The organism is Actinoplanes nipponensis, assembly GCF_016862275.1.
GTDB lineage: Bacteria > Actinomycetota > Actinomycetes > Mycobacteriales > Micromonosporaceae > Actinoplanes > Actinoplanes nipponensis.
This window is the reverse complement of sequence record NZ_BOMQ01000021.1, coordinates 44,335-61,631: the sequence shown is the minus strand read 5'-3', so window position 1 is coordinate 61,631 and position 17,297 is coordinate 44,335. Positions and strand designations below refer to the sequence as shown.

The following is a 17,297-nucleotide window of genomic DNA, read 5'->3' as shown; positions in this document are numbered from 1 at the left end:
TCCGTCCGGTATGCGAATCGGATATTTCCTGTCCAGCGAGGAGTACACCCCGGCCGAGCTCATCGCCCAGGCCAAGGGGGCGGAGCGGGCCGGCTTCTCGGCCCTGTGGATCTCCGACCACTACCACCCGTGGGTCGACGCCCAGGGCCAGAGCGCGTTCGTCTGGTCCACCATCGGCGCCCTCAGCCAGGCCTGCGCCCTGCCGATCACCACCGCGGTGACCTGCCCGACCGTGCGGATCCACCCGGCCGTGATCGCCCAGGCCGCGGCGACCAGCGCGGTGCTCACCGGCGGGAAGTTCCGGCTCGGCATCGGCACCGGCGAGGCCCTCAACGAGCACATCTTCGGCGACGCGTGGCCCGAGGCCGACGTGCGGCTGGAGATGCTCGAGGAGGCCGTCGAGATCATGCGGGAGCTGTGGAAGGGCGGCACGGTCTCGTACCGCGGCAAGCACTACACGGTGGAGAACGCCCGGATCTACACGCTGCCGGAGAAGCCGGTCGAGATCCTGATGTCCGGCTTCGGCCCCAAGGCCACCTCGGTGGCCGCGCGCATCGCCGAGGGCTACATCAGCACCATGCCCGACGGGGACCTGGTCAAGCGGTTCCGCGACGAGGGTGGCGGCAAGCGCACCTGCCAGGCCGGCTTCAAGGCCGCCTTCGCGTCCAGCGAGGAGGAGGGTGCCCGGATCGCGTACGAGAAGTGGCCCAACGCCAGCGTGCCCGGCGAGCTCTCCCAGGTCCTGCCCTCGCCCAAGCACTTCGAGCAGGCGTCGCAGCTGGTCACCCAGGACATGGTCAAGGAGGCCTTCGTCTGCGGCAACGACCCGGCCGCGCACCTGGAGATGATCGACAAGTACGCCCGGGCGGGCTTCGACGAGGTCTACGTGGCCAACACCGGCCCGCACTGGGAGGGCCTGTTCGATCTCTACGCCGAGCACGTGCTGCCGAAGCACGCTTAGCGTTTGCATCCCACGCCGGTGGGGCACAATGGCCGCTCGATGAAGCTACCCATCTACGGCCCGCGCCTGCGCAAGGTCGCCCGCAAGCACTTCGGCTGGCCCTCCCTGCGCCCCGGCCAGTTCAAGCCCATGCGGGCCGTGCTGCGCCGCCGCGACGCCCTCGTCGTCCTGCCCACCGGCGCCGGGAAATCGGCGATCTACCAGATCCCGGCGGTCCTGCTGCCGGGGCCGACCGTGGTGATCTCGCCACTGCTGGCCCTGCAGCAGGACCAGATCGCCGCCCTCAACGAGCGCGACGACCCGGCGGTGCGCGCCGTGCGGGTCAGCTCCGCCGAGACCCCCAACCAGCAGCGCGAGGCCATCCGGGAGATCGAGGAGGGCCGCGCCGAGTTCCTGTTCATCACCCCGGAGCAGCTGGCCAACCCGGAACGCCTGGCCGAGGTCCGCGCCCTGCGCCCGGGCCTGGTGGCGATCGACGAGGCGCACTGCATCTCCGCCTGGGGCCACGACTTCCGCCCGGAGTACCTCTCCCTCGGGCACCTGATCAAGGGCCTCGGGCGGCCGCCGGTGCTCGCGCTGACCGCCACCGCCTCGCCGCCGGTCCGCGACGACATCATCGCCCGGCTGCACCTCAACAACCCCGAGATCCACGTCTCCGGCCTGGACCGGAGCAACCTGTTCCTCGAGGTCGCGTACTGCCCGGACGAGGACTACCGGTGGCGCCGGCTCACCACGCTGCTGGACGAGACCGAGCGGCCGGGCATCATCTACGTGGCGACCCGGCGCGCCGCCGAGGAGCTCACCGAGCGGTTGACCGCAGCCGGCTACAGCGCCGCGTTCTACCACGGCGGCATGGCCGGCGGCGCCCGCGAGGAGGCCCACGAGGACTTCCTCGCCGACAAGGTGGACATCATGGTGGCCACCTCGGCGTTCGGCATGGGCATCGACAAGCCGAACATCCGCTGGGTCGCGCACGTGGCCCTGCCCGACTCCCCGGACAGCTACTTCCAGGAGATCGGCCGGATGGGCCGCGACGGCGAGCCGAGCCGGGCGCTGCTGCTGTGGCGGGCCGAGGACGAGGCGATCCAGCGCTTCTTCACCGGCGGCTCCCCCGACGTCGCCGAGCTGCGGGAACTGGCCGCCGCGCTGCGGGCCGGCCCGGCCACCAAGACGGCGCTCAAGGACAGGACCGGCCTCGGCCCGCGCAAGCTGGGCCAGCTGCTCGGCCTGCTGGAGCAGGTCGGCGCGGCGGTCGCGGGCAGCGGCAACAAGTGGACGGTCCCGGTCTTCGCGCCGCTGCCGGCCGCGGCGGCCGAGGCCGCGGTCGCCGAGTACGAGCGCCAGCAGGTCGTGCAGCGCTCCCGCACCGACATGATGCGCGGGTACGCGCAGAGCAACGCGTGTCGCTCCCAGACCCTGCTGGCCTACTTCGGCGAGGATCTCACCCACCGGTGCGGGCACTGCGACAACTGTGCCGAGGGCGTGGCCGAGGAGACCGACGAGGGGACCGGCGACGAGCCGTTCGCCGTGCACAGCACGGTGCGGCACGCCGAGTGGGGTCCCGGCATGGTGATGGGGTACGAGGAGGATCGCATGACCGTGCTCTTCGACGAGGTCGGTTACAAGACCCTCTCGGTGCCGGTCGTCCAGGAGCACGCGCTGCTGGTCGCTGAGAAGAAGAAGTGAGTGAGTGAGGACATCGTGACCGACGAACCGTTGTACGCCACGTTCGGTTTCACCGACGCCGAGTGGGGGCTGCTGGTCGGCCTGCCGCAGTCGGTGCTGACCGCCGCCAGCGTGGCGACCCACGACAGCGCCCGCAAGACCCGGGCCGAGACGGCCGCCGGGCTCGACCAGATCTCCGACGCGCGCGGCTCGGCCAGCCGCCTGGTCACCGCGATCGCCCGGGCCGTGCTGGACCAGACCGGCGACCCCGACCGCGGCGAGGAGCTGCCGGCCATCGAGCCGGCCGACCCGGTGGGCTACGGCCAGGACGTCGTGCGGCGCGCCGCCGAGGCCTCCGCGCTGCTGGCCGCCAAGGCCGACCCGGCGGACGCGGAGACGTACAAGCACTGGCTGGTGGAGATCGCCGAGAGCGTGGTGGGCGCGGCCTCCAGCGGCGGCGTGCTGGGCATCGGCGGCGACGTCGTGACCGACAGCGAGCGCAACTTCCGGGACACGCTGGCCAAGACCCTGGCCGAGTGAGCTCCGGCCCGGGAGCCGCGCCGGCGACCTGGTGACCGGCGCGGCCCTGGGCCGGCCCGGCCCCGGATGCGATGCTCGGGGACATGATGGTCGACGAGTCCGCGCGGGCGCGGCCCTCGGCGGGGCTGCGGCCGTACGTGGCGCACTACGCGGGGTGGCGCCAGCGCGGCGTGCCGGTCGTGACCCATCGGGGTCTTCCGTCGCCGTACCTCACGCTCGTCCTGACGCTCGACGACCCGCTGGTCGTGCACGCCCATCCCGACCGCCGGCAGACGCCGGGCAGCTACGGCGCCCTGGTCGGCGGGCTGCACCTGGCGCCGGCCCTGATCGCGCACGGCGGCCGGCAGGCCGGCGTGCAGGTGGCGGTGCACCCGCTCGGCTGCCGCGCGCTGTTCGGCCTGCCCGCCGGTGAGCTGGCCGGGCTCGACCTCGATCTGGCCGAGCTGCTCGGCGTGGCCGAGGTCGAGCGGTGGCGGGCCCGGCTGCGGGCGGCGCGGAGCTGGCCGGAGCGGTTCGCCGCGCTGGACCGGGCGCTGCTGGCCCGGTCCCGGCGCCACGAGACCGGCGTGCATCCCGACATCAGCCACGCGTTCCGGCGGCTGCTGGGCGCCGGCGGCCGGCTCGCGGTCCGCGACCTGGCCGGCGAGGTCGGCTGGAGCCCGCGGCACCTCACCGACCGGTTCCGGGCCGAGACCGGGCTCGGACTCAAGCAGGCGGCCCGGGTGATCCGCTTCGACCGGGCCCGGCGCCGGCTGGCCCCGGGCGCCCCGCTGGCCCGGGTCGCGGCCGAGACCGGCTTCTGCGACCAGGCCCACCTGACCCGCGAGTTCCGGGCCCTGGCCGGCTGCTCGCCGTCGCGGTGGCTGGCCGACGAGTTCACTTTCGTCCAAGACCGCCCGGCGGCCGGGGCGCATCATGACCGTCATGGCTGACAAGACGACTCCTCCCCCGCAGGTGTGGCCCACCCTGCGCGCGCGGGACGCCCGCGCCCTGATCCGTTTCCTGGTGGATGCCTTCGGCTTCGTCGAGACCGCGGTGTACGGCGAGGGCGACCGCGTCCACCACGCCGAGCTGGCCTGGCCCCCGGGCGGCGGCATCATGCTGGGTTCCCACCGTGACGACCCGGACGACCCGTGGGCGCTGACGCCGGGCACCTTCGGCGCGTACGTGGTGACCGACGACCCGGACGGCCTGCACGACCGCGCGGTCAAGGCCGGGGCCACCGTCGTCCGCGAGCTGAACGACACCGACTACGGCTCGCGGGACTTCGCGGTGCGCGACCCGGAGGGCAACCTGTGGTCGTTCGGCACCTATCGCGGCGAGCCGGTGGCGGCGGCGTGACCGGCCCGGTCACCTCGCCGGCGGGGTCCCGTCGAGGACCGCCGTCACCGGCGTGATCGTGCCGTGCGGCAGCCAGCCGCCCCCGTGGACGTGATCGTCGGGCACGCCGGGGACGGTGAGCCGGGCGGCGGCGTACAGCCGCGGCTGATCCTCCGGGCCCAGGCCGCGGGCCTGCCGCCAGGCCGCGTAGCCGCTCGCGCTGGCCGGCTCGTCCGGGAACCGGCCCTGCAGGGCGGCCAGATACTGCATCGGGAGCGGGTCGCGCGGTGAGTAGCCGAGCGGCACCAGTTGCGCGATCGCGGCCTCCTGGAGGGGCGCGTGCAGCAGCCAGGGCGCAAGGTAGGCGCCGGCGGCGCCGCGGGTGGGGTCGCCGGCCCGGGCGGTGAGCGCGCGGTCGGCCGCGGCCCAGCCGGCGACCACCACCAGCGGGCCCCCGGAGCCGACGGTGATCCCGGCCGCCGCGCTGTCGGCCCGGACCAGCGCGGCGGCGGCCACCGAGCGCGGCGAGCCGTCGGCCGCCAGCGAGATGGCCCGCTGGCCGCGCTGGGCCAGGAAGCGGATCGTGCCGTGCAGCGCCGCGGCGTCGGCGGCGGTGAGCGCGCTCGCCGGGCAGGACGTCACGGGGGTGGTGGTCCCGGCGGCCAGGCGGCCGAGGACCGCGCTCGCGCACTCCGGCCCGTCCGGGCCGGTGACGTCGCCGTCCGGTCCCGGCGCCGTGGTGGCCGCCGCCCCGGTGTCGATCTCCAGCGCGGCGAGGTGCCCGCCCCGGGCGATCCACAGTCGACTCGGGCCGGCCGGCAGCCGCACCTCCGCCCAGCTCCCGCTCGCGCCCGGCCGGGCGGCGGCGGTCGCGAGCCGCCCCCGGTCGGTGCCGACCGAGACCCCCTGGGGGGCCGCGACGTGCACCAGGTTGCGGCCCGGCCGGTTGGGCACGATCAGCACCGGCACCGGCTGACCGGCGGCGGCCAGGCGGACGACCGGCACCCCGGCCGGCTGCGGGACGGGCGGGTCGGCGCTGTCGGAGCCGCGCAGGTGCCACGCGACGGCGGCCACGAGGACCATGGCCACCATCGCGGGCACCCGGCGCAGCCAGGGCAGCGCCCCGGCCTCAGCGGATATCGGCATCCGCCACCGCAAACAGGACGCCGTGCGGGTTGGCGCCGCCCGTCGCGCCGTGCGGCCAGTTCTCCCGCTTGAAGTCGACGCAGGGCTGACCGGTCAGCTCGTCGCGGAAGGTCTCGTCCACCGACAGGTCCCGGCCGACGAAGTCGATCATGCACAGCCGGTGGTCGCCGTCCATGCCGAGCCGCGCCGAGAGGTAGTTGGACACGGCGAGCCGCTTGACGTCGGTCGTCTCGTGGTACTTGCCGTCGCGGCCCACCCGGAAGTGGTCCAGCGTGCCCCAGTGCGGGCCGCCGCTGGTCTCGTCGGCGATCGGGACTACGTCCACCAGCGCCGGGCAGTCCGGCTCGGAGCCGCCGACGCGCCCCTCCTCGATCTGGTCGATGTTGCACTTCGGATCGTTGCCGGAGGCGAGCAGCTTCTGGATGTCCAGGACGTAGACCATGCCGCTGGGGATCTTGCCCAGCTCGCCGAGCTGGTGCCCGGTCACCGCGTGGAAGAGGTACTTGTCGTCCGGGCTGACCTGCAGCCAGCTGCCGGTGTCGCCGCCGCCGAACGGGCCGTCGGGGTGGAACGAGCGGTAGGCGGTCTCGTCGTCGAAGATCTCCCGCCACTCGGGGGTGGGGTCGGTGATGTCGGGCGTGTAGAAGATCGCGGCGCCCTGCATGGTGGAGGCGAACGCGCCGCGGTGCGACGGCAGGTTCGTCACCGTGTTCTCCATCGGCAGCCGGTTCTCCTTGAAGACCAGGAACTCCTCCTGGCGCGGTCCCCACGGCAGGTAGCTCACCGACTTGAGCCGGGGATTGTTCCGGTCGGAGATGTCGAAGGTCCGCACCGTGATCCGCCCGGTCAGCGGGTCGACCGTGAACGGGTCGGTGTCGATGTAGTTGCGCGGCTCCAGCAGGTCGCTGGTGACCATGATGTTTAGGTCCTCGCGCACCTGGACGCCGTGCGGGTTGGCGCACGTCGCCGTGGTCAGCGCCGGGATGTTGTGGCAGATCTCGGGCCGCTCGGGGGTGGCCGAGGTCGCCGGGGCCTCGGCCAGCACCCGGCCGCGCGCGTCGAGGCGGACGACCTCGCCGGGGGAACCGGCGTAGCCGTTGCCCTCGCGCACCTCGCCGTTGGTGTAGGTGCAGGGCCCGGGCAGGTTCGGACCGCCCATGTAACTGGCGTACGCGGTGCCGTCGCGCAGCACGGTGTAGGCGTCGGGGGCCGAGCCGCACGGGGTGTCGACCGGCGTGGTCACCCCGACCAGGCGCAGCGCCGGCAGCTTGCGCGGATCGAGCACGTAGGTGGTGTCGGAGAACAGGCCGCCGGCGTAGATCCGGTTGCCCTTGTGCCAGACGTACTGCATGTGGTGCGGCTCGTTGCCCGTGGTCGGGCTGAACGTGACGGTGTTGACCACCTTGCCGTAGGTCGGGGCGCCCCGGGTCACGTCGATGACGGCCAGGAAGTCGGGGTCGGTGGCCGCCGGCGTTCCCGCGGCGGCGTGATGGGCCGCCGCGGCCTGCGTGGATCCCGGTGTCGAGTTCGCACCCGTGTCGCCCGCCCAGACGAGCAGCCACTGCTTGCGCTGCCGGTGGTGCACCTCGGCGCCGGGCGCGAAGCCGCGCACGAGGTGGTTGGTGACGCTGTAGACCAGCCCGTCGGACCCCTTGACGGAGGAGGTCAGCTTGCTCGCGGGCGCCGACTCGGCCTGCCCGGAGCCCACCACGGCCACCAGGACCGACGCGGCCAACGTGAGCAGGGCGCCGCCGACGATCGGCTTACCCCTTATCGACAATCCGGACACGACATCCTCCCAGGACTCGGAATGGCGGCGGCCGGCACGGCGGCGGCCGGCGAATCGCGGGACTCGAGGCAGCGTCCTGTACCCGAGCCGACCGGTGGCGGCCGGCCGTTCGGGTGGTGTCGTCCGGGCGCGGGCCTCCCCACGGGTAGAGCAACGTCGATGGTTCCGGGGCGAAGCTACGAACAACGGCCGTCCTCGACAAGTCCGCACTTGGTCGCGGACCGGCCGTCAACCGCCGAGCAGGCCCCGCGCGTACGCCGCCGCCACGGCCGCCGCCCGGTCGCGGACGCCCAGCTTCGCGTAGGCGTGCAGAAGGTGCGTCTTCACCGTCGCCTCGCTGATGAACAGGCGGCCGGCCGCCTCCCGGTTGCTGCAGCCCTGGGCGATCAGGCCCAGCACCTCCCGCTCGCGCTGGCTCAGCTCCTGGCGGCCCGGGGACCGCAGCTCGCCCAGCAGCCGCCCGGCGACCGACGGGGCGAGGACCGACTCGCCGCGGTGCGCCGCCGACACCGCGCGGAACAACTCCTCCCGCGGGACGTCCTTGAGCAGGTAGCCGGTGGCGCCCGCCCGGATCGCCGGGAGCACGTCGCTGTCCGTGTCGTAGGTCGTCAGCACCAGCACCCGGGCCGCGCAGCCCTGCTCGCGCAGCGCCCGGATGGCCGCCACGCCGTCCATGCCGGGCATCCGCAGGTCCATCAGCACCACGTCGGGCCGCACCGCGCCGGCCACCGCCAGCGCCTCACGGCCGTCGGCGGCCTCGCCCAGCACCCGGAAACGCGCGTCGCCGGCGAACATGCCGCGCAGCCCGTCGCGGACCACCGGGTGGTCGTCGACGATCACCAGCCCGATCATGCGGCGGCCGCCACGGGCAGCGCCGGCACGCAGGCCGAGACCGCCGTGCCGGCGCCCGGTTCCGACTCCACCGCCAGGGTGCCGGCGATGCGCTGCACCCGCTGCCGCATGGCGGTCAGGCCGTAGCCGCCGTCCGGCCCGGCGCGGCTCCCCGCCGGGTCGAAGCCGGCGCCGTCGTCGCGGACGTCCAGCGTCACCACGTCCTCCAGGTAGGACAGGGTCAGCGCGACCCGGCCGGCCCGCGCGTGCCGGGCCACGTTGGCCAGTGCCTCCTGGGCGGTCCGCAGCAGCGTCGCGTCGATCTCCGGCAGCAGCGGCCGGGCCGCGCCGGTGGTGATCAGCTCGGCGGTCACGCCGTGCCGGGCCGACCAGCCGTCGACGACCTCGGCCAGGGCGTCGGGCAGAGCTGCCCGCGCGAGCGGCTGCGGCCGCAGGGCCAGGACCGAGCGGCGGGCCTCGGTCAGGCTGTCGCGAGCGAGCTGCTTCGCGGTGTCCAGGTGCCGGCGCCGGTCGCCCTCCCGGCCCGCCGCCTGGTCGGCCGCCTCGAGCTGGGTGACGATGCCGGTCAGGCCCTGGGCCAGCACGTCGTGGATCTCGCCGGCCATCCGCTGGCGCTCGTCCAGCACGCCGGCCTCGCGGGCCTGCACCAGCAGCTGGGCGTGCAGGCCCGCGTTCTCGGCCAGCGCCGCGGCCAGCCGGGCGTTGGCCTCGGCGAGCTCGCGCAGCATCTCGGCCCGGCGGGCGGCGTGGTCGGCGTTCATCGTGGACAGGAAGGTCATCGCCACCGCGATGCCGACGTTGAACATCAGCACGCTCGCGAACGGCAGCCAGAGCCGGGCGGCGACCAGGTTGCCGAAGCCGCCGACCTGCGACACGGCCGTGCAGCAGGCCACCCCCGCCGCGCCGGCCAGCCGCCACCGGCCGCGCAGCGCGGCGGCCGCGGCCAGGTAGCCGGTCCAGGCGAAGAACCCGTAGAACGGGTGGCACCAGACCAGCACGGCGATCAGCGCCAGCAGACCCAGGAAGTACGTGACCATGACGCGGGGGCGCTGCGCCCAGCCGGGGTGCAGGGTGACCATCCAGAGCAGCCAGGCGGTGGTGGCCGCGACGGCCCCGAACGTGACCGGCAGCCCCTGTCGCGGCAGTCCGATGTCCCCGGTGACGACCACCAGCACGGTCGAGCCGGCCAGGGCCGCGTACGGCATCAGCAGCATCCGCCGGTCCGCCCGGCGCTGAGACCTCTCCAACCGGCCCAGGTCCGTCACGGCGCTCCTCACTCCCAGCGGAACAGTCTGGCCGCCGCCAGCCCGAAGACCAGCATGTAGGCCACCAGCACGGTAAGCGATCCCCAGGCCGGCCACTGCCCGCTCATCGCGTCCTGCAGGGCCCGCTCGCCGGCGCCCAGCGGCGTCAGGTCGGCGATCCGGCGCAGGACCTGGGGAAACACCTCGCGCGGGGTCCACAGCCCGGCGAAGAACATCAACGGGAAGAAGATCAGGGTGCCGATGGTGTTGGCCGCCTTGCCGCCGGGGGCGACCGCGGCGACGAACAACCCGAGGGCGAACGCGGCGCCGGCGGTGGCCAGGAAGGCGACCGCGAAACCGGCGACCTGCCGCGGCAGGGCCACGCCGAAGGCCAGCCGGCCGACCAGCAGCAGCAGGATCACGGAGCCGATCGCGGTCAGCAGGCTCATGACCAGCTGGGCGCCGAGCAGCGCGCCGGGCCGGGCCGGGGTGGTGGCGAGCCGGCGCAGGACCCCCCGCTCCCGGTACGTGGCCAGCGCCATCGGCGCCACCTGCAACGCCAGCGAGGCCAGGGTCAGGATGATCGCGATGGCCACGTACAGGTCGATGACGCGGCGGCCGCCGAGGTCGGGGTTGGGCTCCCGGAACGGTGGCACGCAACCGAGGATGACCACCAGCAGCGACGGGAAGACGAAGATCCAGAAGAGCTGCATCGGTTCGCGCCGCAGCAGCCGGAACTCGGACCGGGTCAGTTCGGCGAAGACGCGCATCAGGACTGCTCCCCCGTGATGGCGCGCCCGGTCAGCCGGACGAACGCGTCGTCCAGGGTGGCCTGCTCGACGCGCAGCTCGTTGGCGATGATCCGGTGGACGGCCAGGGCCGCCGTGACGGCGTGCAGCACGTTGCCCTCGCCGATCACCTCGATCTGGGTGCCGTGCCGGCGGACCTCGCGGACCTCGGCCAGGCCGGTGAGCACGCCGTCGTCCAGCGGCACGGACGGCCGGAAGCGGATCCGCTGCTCCGCCGAGACCCGGGCGACCAGCCCGCCGGGGGTGTCCAGGGCCACGACCGCGCCGGCGTCGATCAGGGCGACCCGGTCGCAGAGCCGCTCGGCCTCCTCCATGAAGTGCGTGACCAGCAGCACCGTGACCCCGCGGTCGCGGACGGACTCGACCAGCTCCCAGGTGTCCCGCCGGGCCTGCGGGTCCAGGCCGGTGGTGAGCTCGTCCAGGATGGCGATGGCCGGGTTGCCGATCAGCGCCAGCGCGATGGAAAGGCGCTGCTTCTGCCCGCCGGAGAGCTTGCCGTAGCGGGTCGTCAGCGTGCCGCCCAGGCCGAGCTCGTCGGCCAGGCGGCGCCAGTCGGCCGGCTCGGGATAGAACGCGGAGTACAGCGCCAGGGCCTCGCCGGCGGTCATCTTCTCGGCGAGCCGGCTCTCCTGCAGCTGCACGCCGACCAGCCGGCGCAGCTGCGGGTCGCGGGGATCGCGGTCCAGCACGGAGATCGTGCCGCCGTCCGGCGTGCGCAGCCCGGCGATGGACTCGACGGTGGTGGTCTTGCCGGCGCCGTTGGGACCCAGGACGCCGAAGATCTCACCGCGCTCGACGGTGAACGACACATCCCGGACGGCCACGGTGTCGCCGTAGCGTTTCTGGAGGTGGTCGACGGTGATAACGGTCATGGGCCCAGCGTCGCAACCGACGCCGGGCGGCGAATCGACCAGCTCGCGAGTCCACCGGTCAACCGATCGGTGGACCCGCGCCTACACCGTCGCCTCGGCGCCGGTCTCGCTGGACTTGCGGCCGGAGACCGCCGCGTACACCGAGCCGACCTGGGCGGCGACGCGCTTCCACGAGTACGCCTGCCGGGCCCGGTCCAGCGCCGCCGTCGCGTACGCGAAGCGCCGTACCTTGTCGTTGACCAGCCGGCGCAACGCCCCGCCCAGCGCCCGCGGGTCGCGGGCCGGGACCAGGTCGCCGGTCAGGCCGTCCACGACGGTCTCGTTGATCCCGCCGACGGAGGTGCCGATCACCGGCACGCCGCAGGCCATCGCCTCCAGCGGGGCCAGCTCGAACTGCTCCTGCCAGGGCGCGGCGACCAGCAGGTCGGCCGAGCGGTACCAGCGCGGCATGTCGGCGCTGGGCACCCCGCCGACCAGCCGCACCCGGTCGGCCACCTGGTAGTGCTCGGCCAGCGCGCGCAGCTTCCTGGCCTGCGGGTCCGCGGCCAGCTGGGCCGCCGACGGGCCGCCGACCACGACGTACTCGGCGCCGGGCAGGTAGCGCATGGCCTGGATGACGTCGCCGTAGCCCTTGCGCTCGACCAGCCGGCCGACGGACAGGATGCGGGGACGTTCGGGGTCGCGGTCGACCGCCGGGCCGTCCGGGGTGAACCGCTCGCTGTCGACGCCGGCGGGCACCACGGTCAGCTGGGTGCGCGGCACGCCGATGCGCACCAGCCCGCGGGCCTCGTTCTGGGTCTGGGCGACGACCCGGTCGACCGCCCGGCCCAGGGCCCGCTCGTAGCCGGCCCGCGACGGACCGCCCTCGGCCGACTCGACGAAGGCGCCGAGCTCGTGGAACGACTGCACGACCGGGATGCCGACCTGCCGGGCGGCGGTGACCGCGGCCAGGCCGCTGGTCCAGAAGTGGGCGTGGGCCACCTCGGGCAGCCAGTCGGTGTCGCGCCACTCGGTGCGCAGCCACTGGGCGAAATCGCCCATGTGCGACAGCAGCTGCTCGGGCGGCAGGTGCAGGGCCGGGCCCGCCGGCACGTGCACGACGGACACGCCCTCGCTCATCCGCACCATGGCGGGCAGGTGCGGGTCGTCGCGGCGGGTGTAGACGCGTACCTCGTGGCCCAGCTCGGCCAGCGCGGCCGACAGCTCGGCCACGTGCCGGTGCTGCACCCCGGTGGTGTCCCGGGTGGTGAGCGGACTCGCGTGCTCGGAAATCATCGCGATGCGCACGGGGTCTCCTCCAACAGCTTGAGTCCCGGAGAAAGACCGGAGTTGAGGCTGTGATACCCGGCGAGACATGCCCGACACCCACAAGCGTAAACATCCCGGGGCCGGGTACGTGTGCCTCGTGGCTATTGTGAAGCGTACCGTTCAGGCCTCTCCGGAGCAGATCTTCGCCGTCCTGGCGGACGGGTGGACCTACAGCGACTGGGTCGTGGGCACGGTGCACATCCGGGACGTGGACGAGCACTGGCCCCAGGTGGGTGCCCAGCTGCACCACAAGGCCGGTCCGTGGCCGTTGTCGCTGCACGACAGCTCGACGGTCCTGGCCGTCGTGCCGAACCGGTCGCTGAAGCTGCGCGCCGGGCTCTGGCCGCTCGGCTCGGCCGTCGTGGAGATCATCCTGGACCCGCTGACCGCCGGCGGCACCCGGATCACCATGAAGGAGGACTTCGAGGCCGGGCCCCTGCTGTTCGTTCGCAACAAGCTCAACGACCTCGTGCTGCACCGGCGCAACATCGAGTCGCTGCGCCGGCTCACCGACATCGTGCTGCGTTCCACCCCCAAGGAGGTCCGCCGATGAGCCAGGTCGTGGTCATCACCGGGGCCAGCGCCGGCGTCGGGCGGGCGGTCACCGCGGCGTACGCGGCCCGCGGCGCCAAGCTCGCCCTGATCGCCCGCGGCCGCGCCGGGCTGGAGGGCGCCTCGCTGGAGGCGCGGGCGGCCGGCGCCGCCGACGTGCGCACGTTCCAGGTCGACGTGGCCGACGCCGACGCGGTGCAGGACGTCGCCGACGAGGTCGCGCGGACCTGGGGCGGCATCGACGTCTGGATCAACGACGCCATGGTCTCGGTGTTCGCCCCCGCGTGGGAGATCACCCCGGCCGAGTACCGCCGGGTCACCGAGGTCAACTTCCTCGGCACCGTGCACGGCACCCTGGCCGCCCTGAGGCACATGCGGCCGGCCGGGCACGGGGCGATCGTGCAGGTCGGCTCCGCGCTGGCCTACCGGGGCATCCCGCTGCAGGCCCCGTACTGCGCCACCAAGCACGCCATCCAGGGCTTCAACGACTCGCTGCGGGCCGAGCTGCTGCACGACGGCAACCGGGTCAAGCTGTCGATGGTGCAGCTGCCGGCGGTCAACACGCCGCAGTTCTCCTGGGTGCGCACCCGGCTGCCCCGGCACCCGCAGCCGGTGCCGCCGATCTACCAGCCGGAGGTGGTGGCCCGGGCGGTGCTCTGGGTGGCCGACCACGGCAAGCGGGAGATCAACGTCGGGGGCCCGACGCTGAAGACCCGGCTCGGCAACATCGTCGCCCCCGGCCTGCTGGACCGGTACCTGGCCCGGGACCAGCAGGGCTACCAGGGCCAGCAGACCGCCGAGCCGATCGACCCGGCGACCTGGCAGGACAACGTCGACAAGCCGGCCGACGAGGACCGCGACCACGGCGCCCACGGCGTCTTCGACGACCAGTCCCGCACCAGCTCCTTCGCGCTCTGGGCGGCGATGCACAAGCCGCTGGTCACCGGGGTCGTCGGGGCCGGGCTGGCCGCGGCGGCGGCGACGACTCTGCTGCGCCGCCGCTGACGGGTCAGCGGTAGATCGCCCGGTGGGCCGAGGCGATCGCGGCCTCGTAGAGCCGGCCGGTGAGCATGCGGTCCCGGGCCAGCGCGGCCCGGGCCGCGTTCGCCCCCGGCGCCCCGTGCACCCCACCGCCCGGATGGGCCGACGCGCTGGCCAGGAACAGCCGGTCCACCGGGGTGTCCGGGCGGCCCAGCCCGGGGATCGGGCGCAGGAACAGCTGCTGGAACGCCGCCGCCGTGCCGCCGCCCAGGGCCCCGCCGACCAGGGACGGGTCCTCCCGCTCGAGGTCGGCCGGGGAGAACACATTGCGGCCCACGACCATCCGGCCGAAGCCGGGCGCGTGCTCCTCCAGCACCGCCTCCATGCGCTGCACGTGCGCGGCGATGTCGTCGGCCGCCCAGTGCCGGCGGTGCGGCAGGTGGGTGTACGCCCACACCGACTCGGTGCCCTCCGGCGAGTGCGAGGGGTCCGCGGTGGTCATCTGCCCCAGCAGCAGGAACGGGTCCGGCGGCATCTCGTCGACGGCGAGGTGGGCGGCGTACCGGGTCAGCCCGTTGAGGTCCGCGCCCAGGTGGACCGTGCCCGAGCCGGCCGCCGCCGGGTTCTTCCACGGGATCTTGCCGTTGACCGCCCAGTCGACCTTGACGGTGGCGCCGTCCCAGCGGAAGAACTCCAGGTCCTCCCGGAAGCGCCCGGGCAGCCACCGCTCGCCCACCATGTCCAGGTACAGCGCGGGGGCCGGGACGTCGGCCAGCACCGCCCGCCTGGCCCGCCAGTTGCGGCCGTCGGCCGTGCGCACCCCCATCGCCTTGCCCCGCGCGACCAGGATGCGGGTCACCGGGGTGTCGTAGGTGATCCGGCCGCCGCGCGACTCCAGGCGGGCGACCAGCGCCGAGGTGATCTGCTGGGCGCCGCCGACCGGGACCGGCCAGCCGTACTCCTGGCCGAGCATGGCCAGCAGCCAGCCGTAGACGCCGCCGCCCGCCTCCTCCGGCGACAGGTCCGTGTGCAGGGCGCAGCCGGCCAGCGCGAGCTGCGCGCCCTCGCCCTCGAACAGCTCGGCGCCCAGCTCCCGCACCGACAGCACGAGCCGGCGGGCCAGGCGCAGCGCGCCGCCGACCTTCAGCTCCCGGGCCAGCTCCAGCCCGGCCCGCACCGGCGGGAACGGGGTGAACAGCACGCCGAGCATCTGCTGGGAGACGTCGCGCCAGTCGTCGTACGCGTGCCGCCAGCGCTCCCCGTCGCCCGGGGCGAACTGTTCCATCGAGGCCATGGTGGTCTCGAGGTCGCGGTTGACGGTGGCCGCCCGCCCGTCGGGCAGCAGGTGGGTCAGCACGTCGGGGGCGTTGGTCCAGCTCAGGCCGTGCTCGCCCAGCTCGAGGCCGCGCATCACCGGCGAGGCGTAGCCCAGCGGGTAGAAGGAGCTGAACAGATCGCTCAGGTAGCCCGGCGCCGTCACGTAGCCCGAGCGCACCGCGCCGCCGGGGTTCGGCGTCGCCTCCAGCACCTCGACACTCCAGCCGGCGTCGGCCAGCAGGTTCGCCGCCACCAGCCCGTTGTGTCCCGCCCCGATGACTATCGCGTCCGCTCGTTCCACGTCACCCGCCGCCTCTCGTTGCGCTCGGCCTACCCCGCCGAGTTTGTCGCAAACCCCCGCCGGGTAGTGCCCCGAGTGCACGGCGTGACGGACGAGGAGCCGCATCATGACAGCCGCCACGGCGCGTACCGGGACCAACCCGCTGCCCACGGGCTTCCGCCAGCTGCGCTGGTCGACCTGGCGGGGGGTGCTGTGGCGCAGCGTCAACGGCTTCCTCGACGACGACTGCGGCGACCTCGCCGCCGCCCTGACCTACAACGCCGTGCTGGCCATCTTCCCGGTCGGGATCGTCGTGGTGGCCTTGGTCAACCTGGTGACCGACGGCCGGACGGCGGTCGACACGGTCATCGGCATCCTCAAGGACCTGGGCGCTGGGTCGGTGGTGGCCGAGAAGAGCTTCACCGACCTGCTCGACGCGGTCATCGTGCAGCAGAGCTCCGCGAAGGTGCTGCTCAGCTTCGGCCTGCTCGGCGCGCTGTGGTCGGCGTCGAACTACATCGGCGTGTTCACCCGCGCGTCCAACCGGATCTACGGCGTCCGCGAGGGGCGTCCGTGGTGGAAGCTGCGCCCGCTGCAGATCGGCCTGAGCGCGATCGCTCTCGTGCTGATGGCGGTGGTGGCGGCCGCGCTGGTGATCAGCGGCCCGCTGGTCGACGCGGTCGGCAACGCCGTGCACGCCGGGGACGCCGCGAAGCTGACGTACTCGATCGGCCGCTGGCCGGTGTTGGTGCTCATCCTGATGCTGCTGCTGTCACTGCTGTTCTGGATCGCGCCCAACGTCAAGCAGCCCCGGTTCCGCTGGCTCACCCTCGGCGGCGTCGTGGCCCTGCTGGCCTGGGCGCTGGCCTCGTTCGGCTTCGGCCTGTACGTGGCCAACTTCGGCTCGTACGACAAGACCTACGGCAGCCTCGGCGCCGTCATCGCCTTCCTGGTCTGGATCTACCTGTCCAACTCCGCCCTCATGCTGGGCGTCGAGATCAACGCAGAGGTGCAGCGGGGCCGGCAGCTGCAGGCCGGCAACGAGGACCCGGACCCGCCGCTGCCGCCGCGTGAGAAAGCCGACGACGACGGCCCGGACGACGCGGTTTAGCCCGCCGGGGCCCGGGCACGTCTGAAAACAGCACCACAGCAAGGCGGGGCAACAAACAACGAAGGGGAATCACCGTGAGTACAGTCACCGAGTCCGTTGACGTCAACGTCCCTGTGACCACCGCGTACAACCAGTGGACCCAGTTCGAGGAGTTCCCTCGCTTCATGGGCGGGGTCGAGGAGATCCGGCAGCTCGACGCCACCACCACGCACTGGAAGACCAACATCGACGGGGTCAAGCGGGAGTTCGACGCCAAGATCACCGAGCAGCTCCCGGACGAGCGGGTCGCGTGGACCTCGATCGAGGGCTCCAAGCAGGCCGGCGTCGTGACCTTCCACCGGCTGGACGACAACAAGACCCGCGTCACCTGCCAGATGGACTTCGAGCCGCAGGGCGTGGCGGAGACCGCCGGCGACAAGCTCGGCTTCCTCGACCGCCAGGTCAAGGGCGACATGAAGCGCTTCAAGGAGTACATCGAGAGCCGCGGCGTCGAGTCCGGCGCGTGGCGCGGCCAGGTGGACCGCCCGGGCGCCTGACCGACCCAGCACCC

The 17,297-nt window shown here is 73.6% G+C and carries 17 protein-coding genes; 9 read left to right on the top strand and 8 right to left on the bottom strand.

Annotation, left to right across the window (positions count from 1 at the left end):
• The first annotated feature begins 10 nt into the window (after positions 1-10).
• From Ani05nite_RS08865 to Ani05nite_RS08845, 5 genes are all read left to right on the top strand, one after another.
• Entirely contained in the window at positions 11-961 is a 951-nt protein-coding gene (locus tag Ani05nite_RS08865; RefSeq protein ID WP_203766693.1) for a TIGR03557 family F420-dependent LLM class oxidoreductase, read from the top strand.
• Between the two features lie 39 nt (positions 962-1,000).
• A complete protein-coding gene (locus Ani05nite_RS08860; RefSeq protein WP_203766691.1) occupies positions 1,001-2,647 on the top strand; it encodes a RecQ family ATP-dependent DNA helicase in 1,647 nt (548 codons plus the stop codon).
• A 15-nt stretch (positions 2,648-2,662) separates the two neighbouring features.
• A complete protein-coding gene (locus Ani05nite_RS08855; protein WP_203766732.1) occupies positions 2,663-3,166 on the top strand; it encodes a hypothetical protein in 504 nt (167 codons plus the stop codon).
• An 83-nt stretch (positions 3,167-3,249) separates the two neighbouring features.
• Positions 3,250-4,098 carry a helix-turn-helix transcriptional regulator gene (locus tag Ani05nite_RS08850; RefSeq protein WP_203766689.1) on the top strand — a complete coding sequence of 283 codons (849 nt, stop codon included), beginning with the start codon at positions 3,250-3,252 and terminating at the stop codon, positions 4,096-4,098.
• The gene (locus Ani05nite_RS08845) at positions 4,091-4,507 is read left to right on the top strand and encodes a VOC family protein (RefSeq protein WP_203766688.1); all 417 of its coding nucleotides are present in this window, start codon (positions 4,091-4,093) and stop codon (positions 4,505-4,507) included. The genes Ani05nite_RS08850 and Ani05nite_RS08845 overlap by 8 nt, the downstream gene beginning before the upstream one ends.
• A gap of 9 nt (positions 4,508-4,516) precedes the next feature.
• Here Ani05nite_RS08845 and Ani05nite_RS08840 read toward each other — a convergent pair whose 3' ends face one another.
• The 7 genes from Ani05nite_RS08840 to Ani05nite_RS08810 form a co-directional block, all read right to left on the bottom strand.
• Complete coding sequence (locus Ani05nite_RS08840; protein ID WP_203766687.1) at positions 4,517-5,632, bottom strand: hypothetical protein; 1,116 nt, start codon at positions 5,630-5,632, stop codon at positions 4,517-4,519.
• Positions 5,616-7,421, bottom strand: a complete 1,806-nt coding sequence (locus Ani05nite_RS08835) for a hypothetical protein (protein WP_203766686.1) — start codon at positions 7,419-7,421, stop codon at positions 5,616-5,618. The genes Ani05nite_RS08840 and Ani05nite_RS08835 overlap by 17 nt, the downstream gene beginning before the upstream one ends.
• 228 nt (positions 7,422-7,649) lie before the next feature.
• Positions 7,650-8,273, bottom strand: coding sequence for a response regulator (locus Ani05nite_RS08830; protein WP_203766685.1), 624 nt, complete (start codon positions 8,271-8,273; stop codon positions 7,650-7,652).
• Entirely contained in the window at positions 8,270-9,538 is a 1,269-nt protein-coding gene (locus Ani05nite_RS08825; protein WP_239129520.1) for a sensor histidine kinase, read from the bottom strand. Before Ani05nite_RS08825 ends, Ani05nite_RS08830 begins: the two co-directional genes overlap by 4 nt.
• Before the next feature lie 8 nt (positions 9,539-9,546).
• Positions 9,547-10,287: an ABC transporter permease gene (locus Ani05nite_RS08820; RefSeq protein ID WP_203766684.1), complete on the bottom strand. Its 741-nt coding sequence runs from the start codon at positions 10,285-10,287 to the stop codon at positions 9,547-9,549.
• Positions 10,287-11,198, bottom strand: coding sequence for an ABC transporter ATP-binding protein (locus Ani05nite_RS08815; protein ID WP_203766682.1), 912 nt, complete (start codon positions 11,196-11,198; stop codon positions 10,287-10,289). The genes Ani05nite_RS08820 and Ani05nite_RS08815 overlap by 1 nt, the downstream gene beginning before the upstream one ends.
• A gap of 81 nt (positions 11,199-11,279) precedes the next feature.
• Positions 11,280-12,485, bottom strand: a complete 1,206-nt coding sequence (locus Ani05nite_RS08810) for a glycosyltransferase (protein ID WP_203766680.1) — start codon at positions 12,483-12,485, stop codon at positions 11,280-11,282.
• 118 nt (positions 12,486-12,603) lie between these two features.
• On the opposite strand from Ani05nite_RS08810, the gene Ani05nite_RS08805 reads away from it, so the two are divergent.
• Entirely contained in the window at positions 12,604-13,059 is a 456-nt protein-coding gene (locus Ani05nite_RS08805) for an SRPBCC family protein (protein ID WP_203766678.1), read from the top strand.
• Positions 13,056-14,063, top strand: a complete 1,008-nt coding sequence (locus Ani05nite_RS08800; RefSeq protein WP_203766677.1) for an SDR family oxidoreductase — start codon at positions 13,056-13,058, stop codon at positions 14,061-14,063. Before Ani05nite_RS08805 ends, Ani05nite_RS08800 begins: the two co-directional genes overlap by 4 nt.
• Before the next feature lie 4 nt (positions 14,064-14,067).
• Here the strand turns inward: Ani05nite_RS08800 and Ani05nite_RS08795 are convergent, their stop codons facing one another.
• On the bottom strand, positions 14,068-15,657 hold the full coding sequence (locus Ani05nite_RS08795; RefSeq protein WP_203766676.1) for a phytoene desaturase family protein: 1,590 nt from the start codon (positions 15,655-15,657) through the stop codon (positions 14,068-14,070).
• Between the two features lie 106 nt (positions 15,658-15,763).
• Between Ani05nite_RS08795 and Ani05nite_RS08790 the strand changes: the two genes are divergently transcribed.
• A complete protein-coding gene (locus Ani05nite_RS08790) occupies positions 15,764-16,747 on the top strand; it encodes a YihY/virulence factor BrkB family protein (protein ID WP_203766675.1) in 984 nt (327 codons plus the stop codon).
• A gap of 74 nt (positions 16,748-16,821) precedes the next feature.
• Positions 16,822-17,283 (top strand): SRPBCC family protein, encoded by a 462-nt coding sequence (locus tag Ani05nite_RS08785; protein ID WP_203766674.1) that lies wholly within the window; start codon positions 16,822-16,824, stop codon positions 17,281-17,283.
• Positions 17,284-17,297 lie beyond the last annotated feature (14 nt).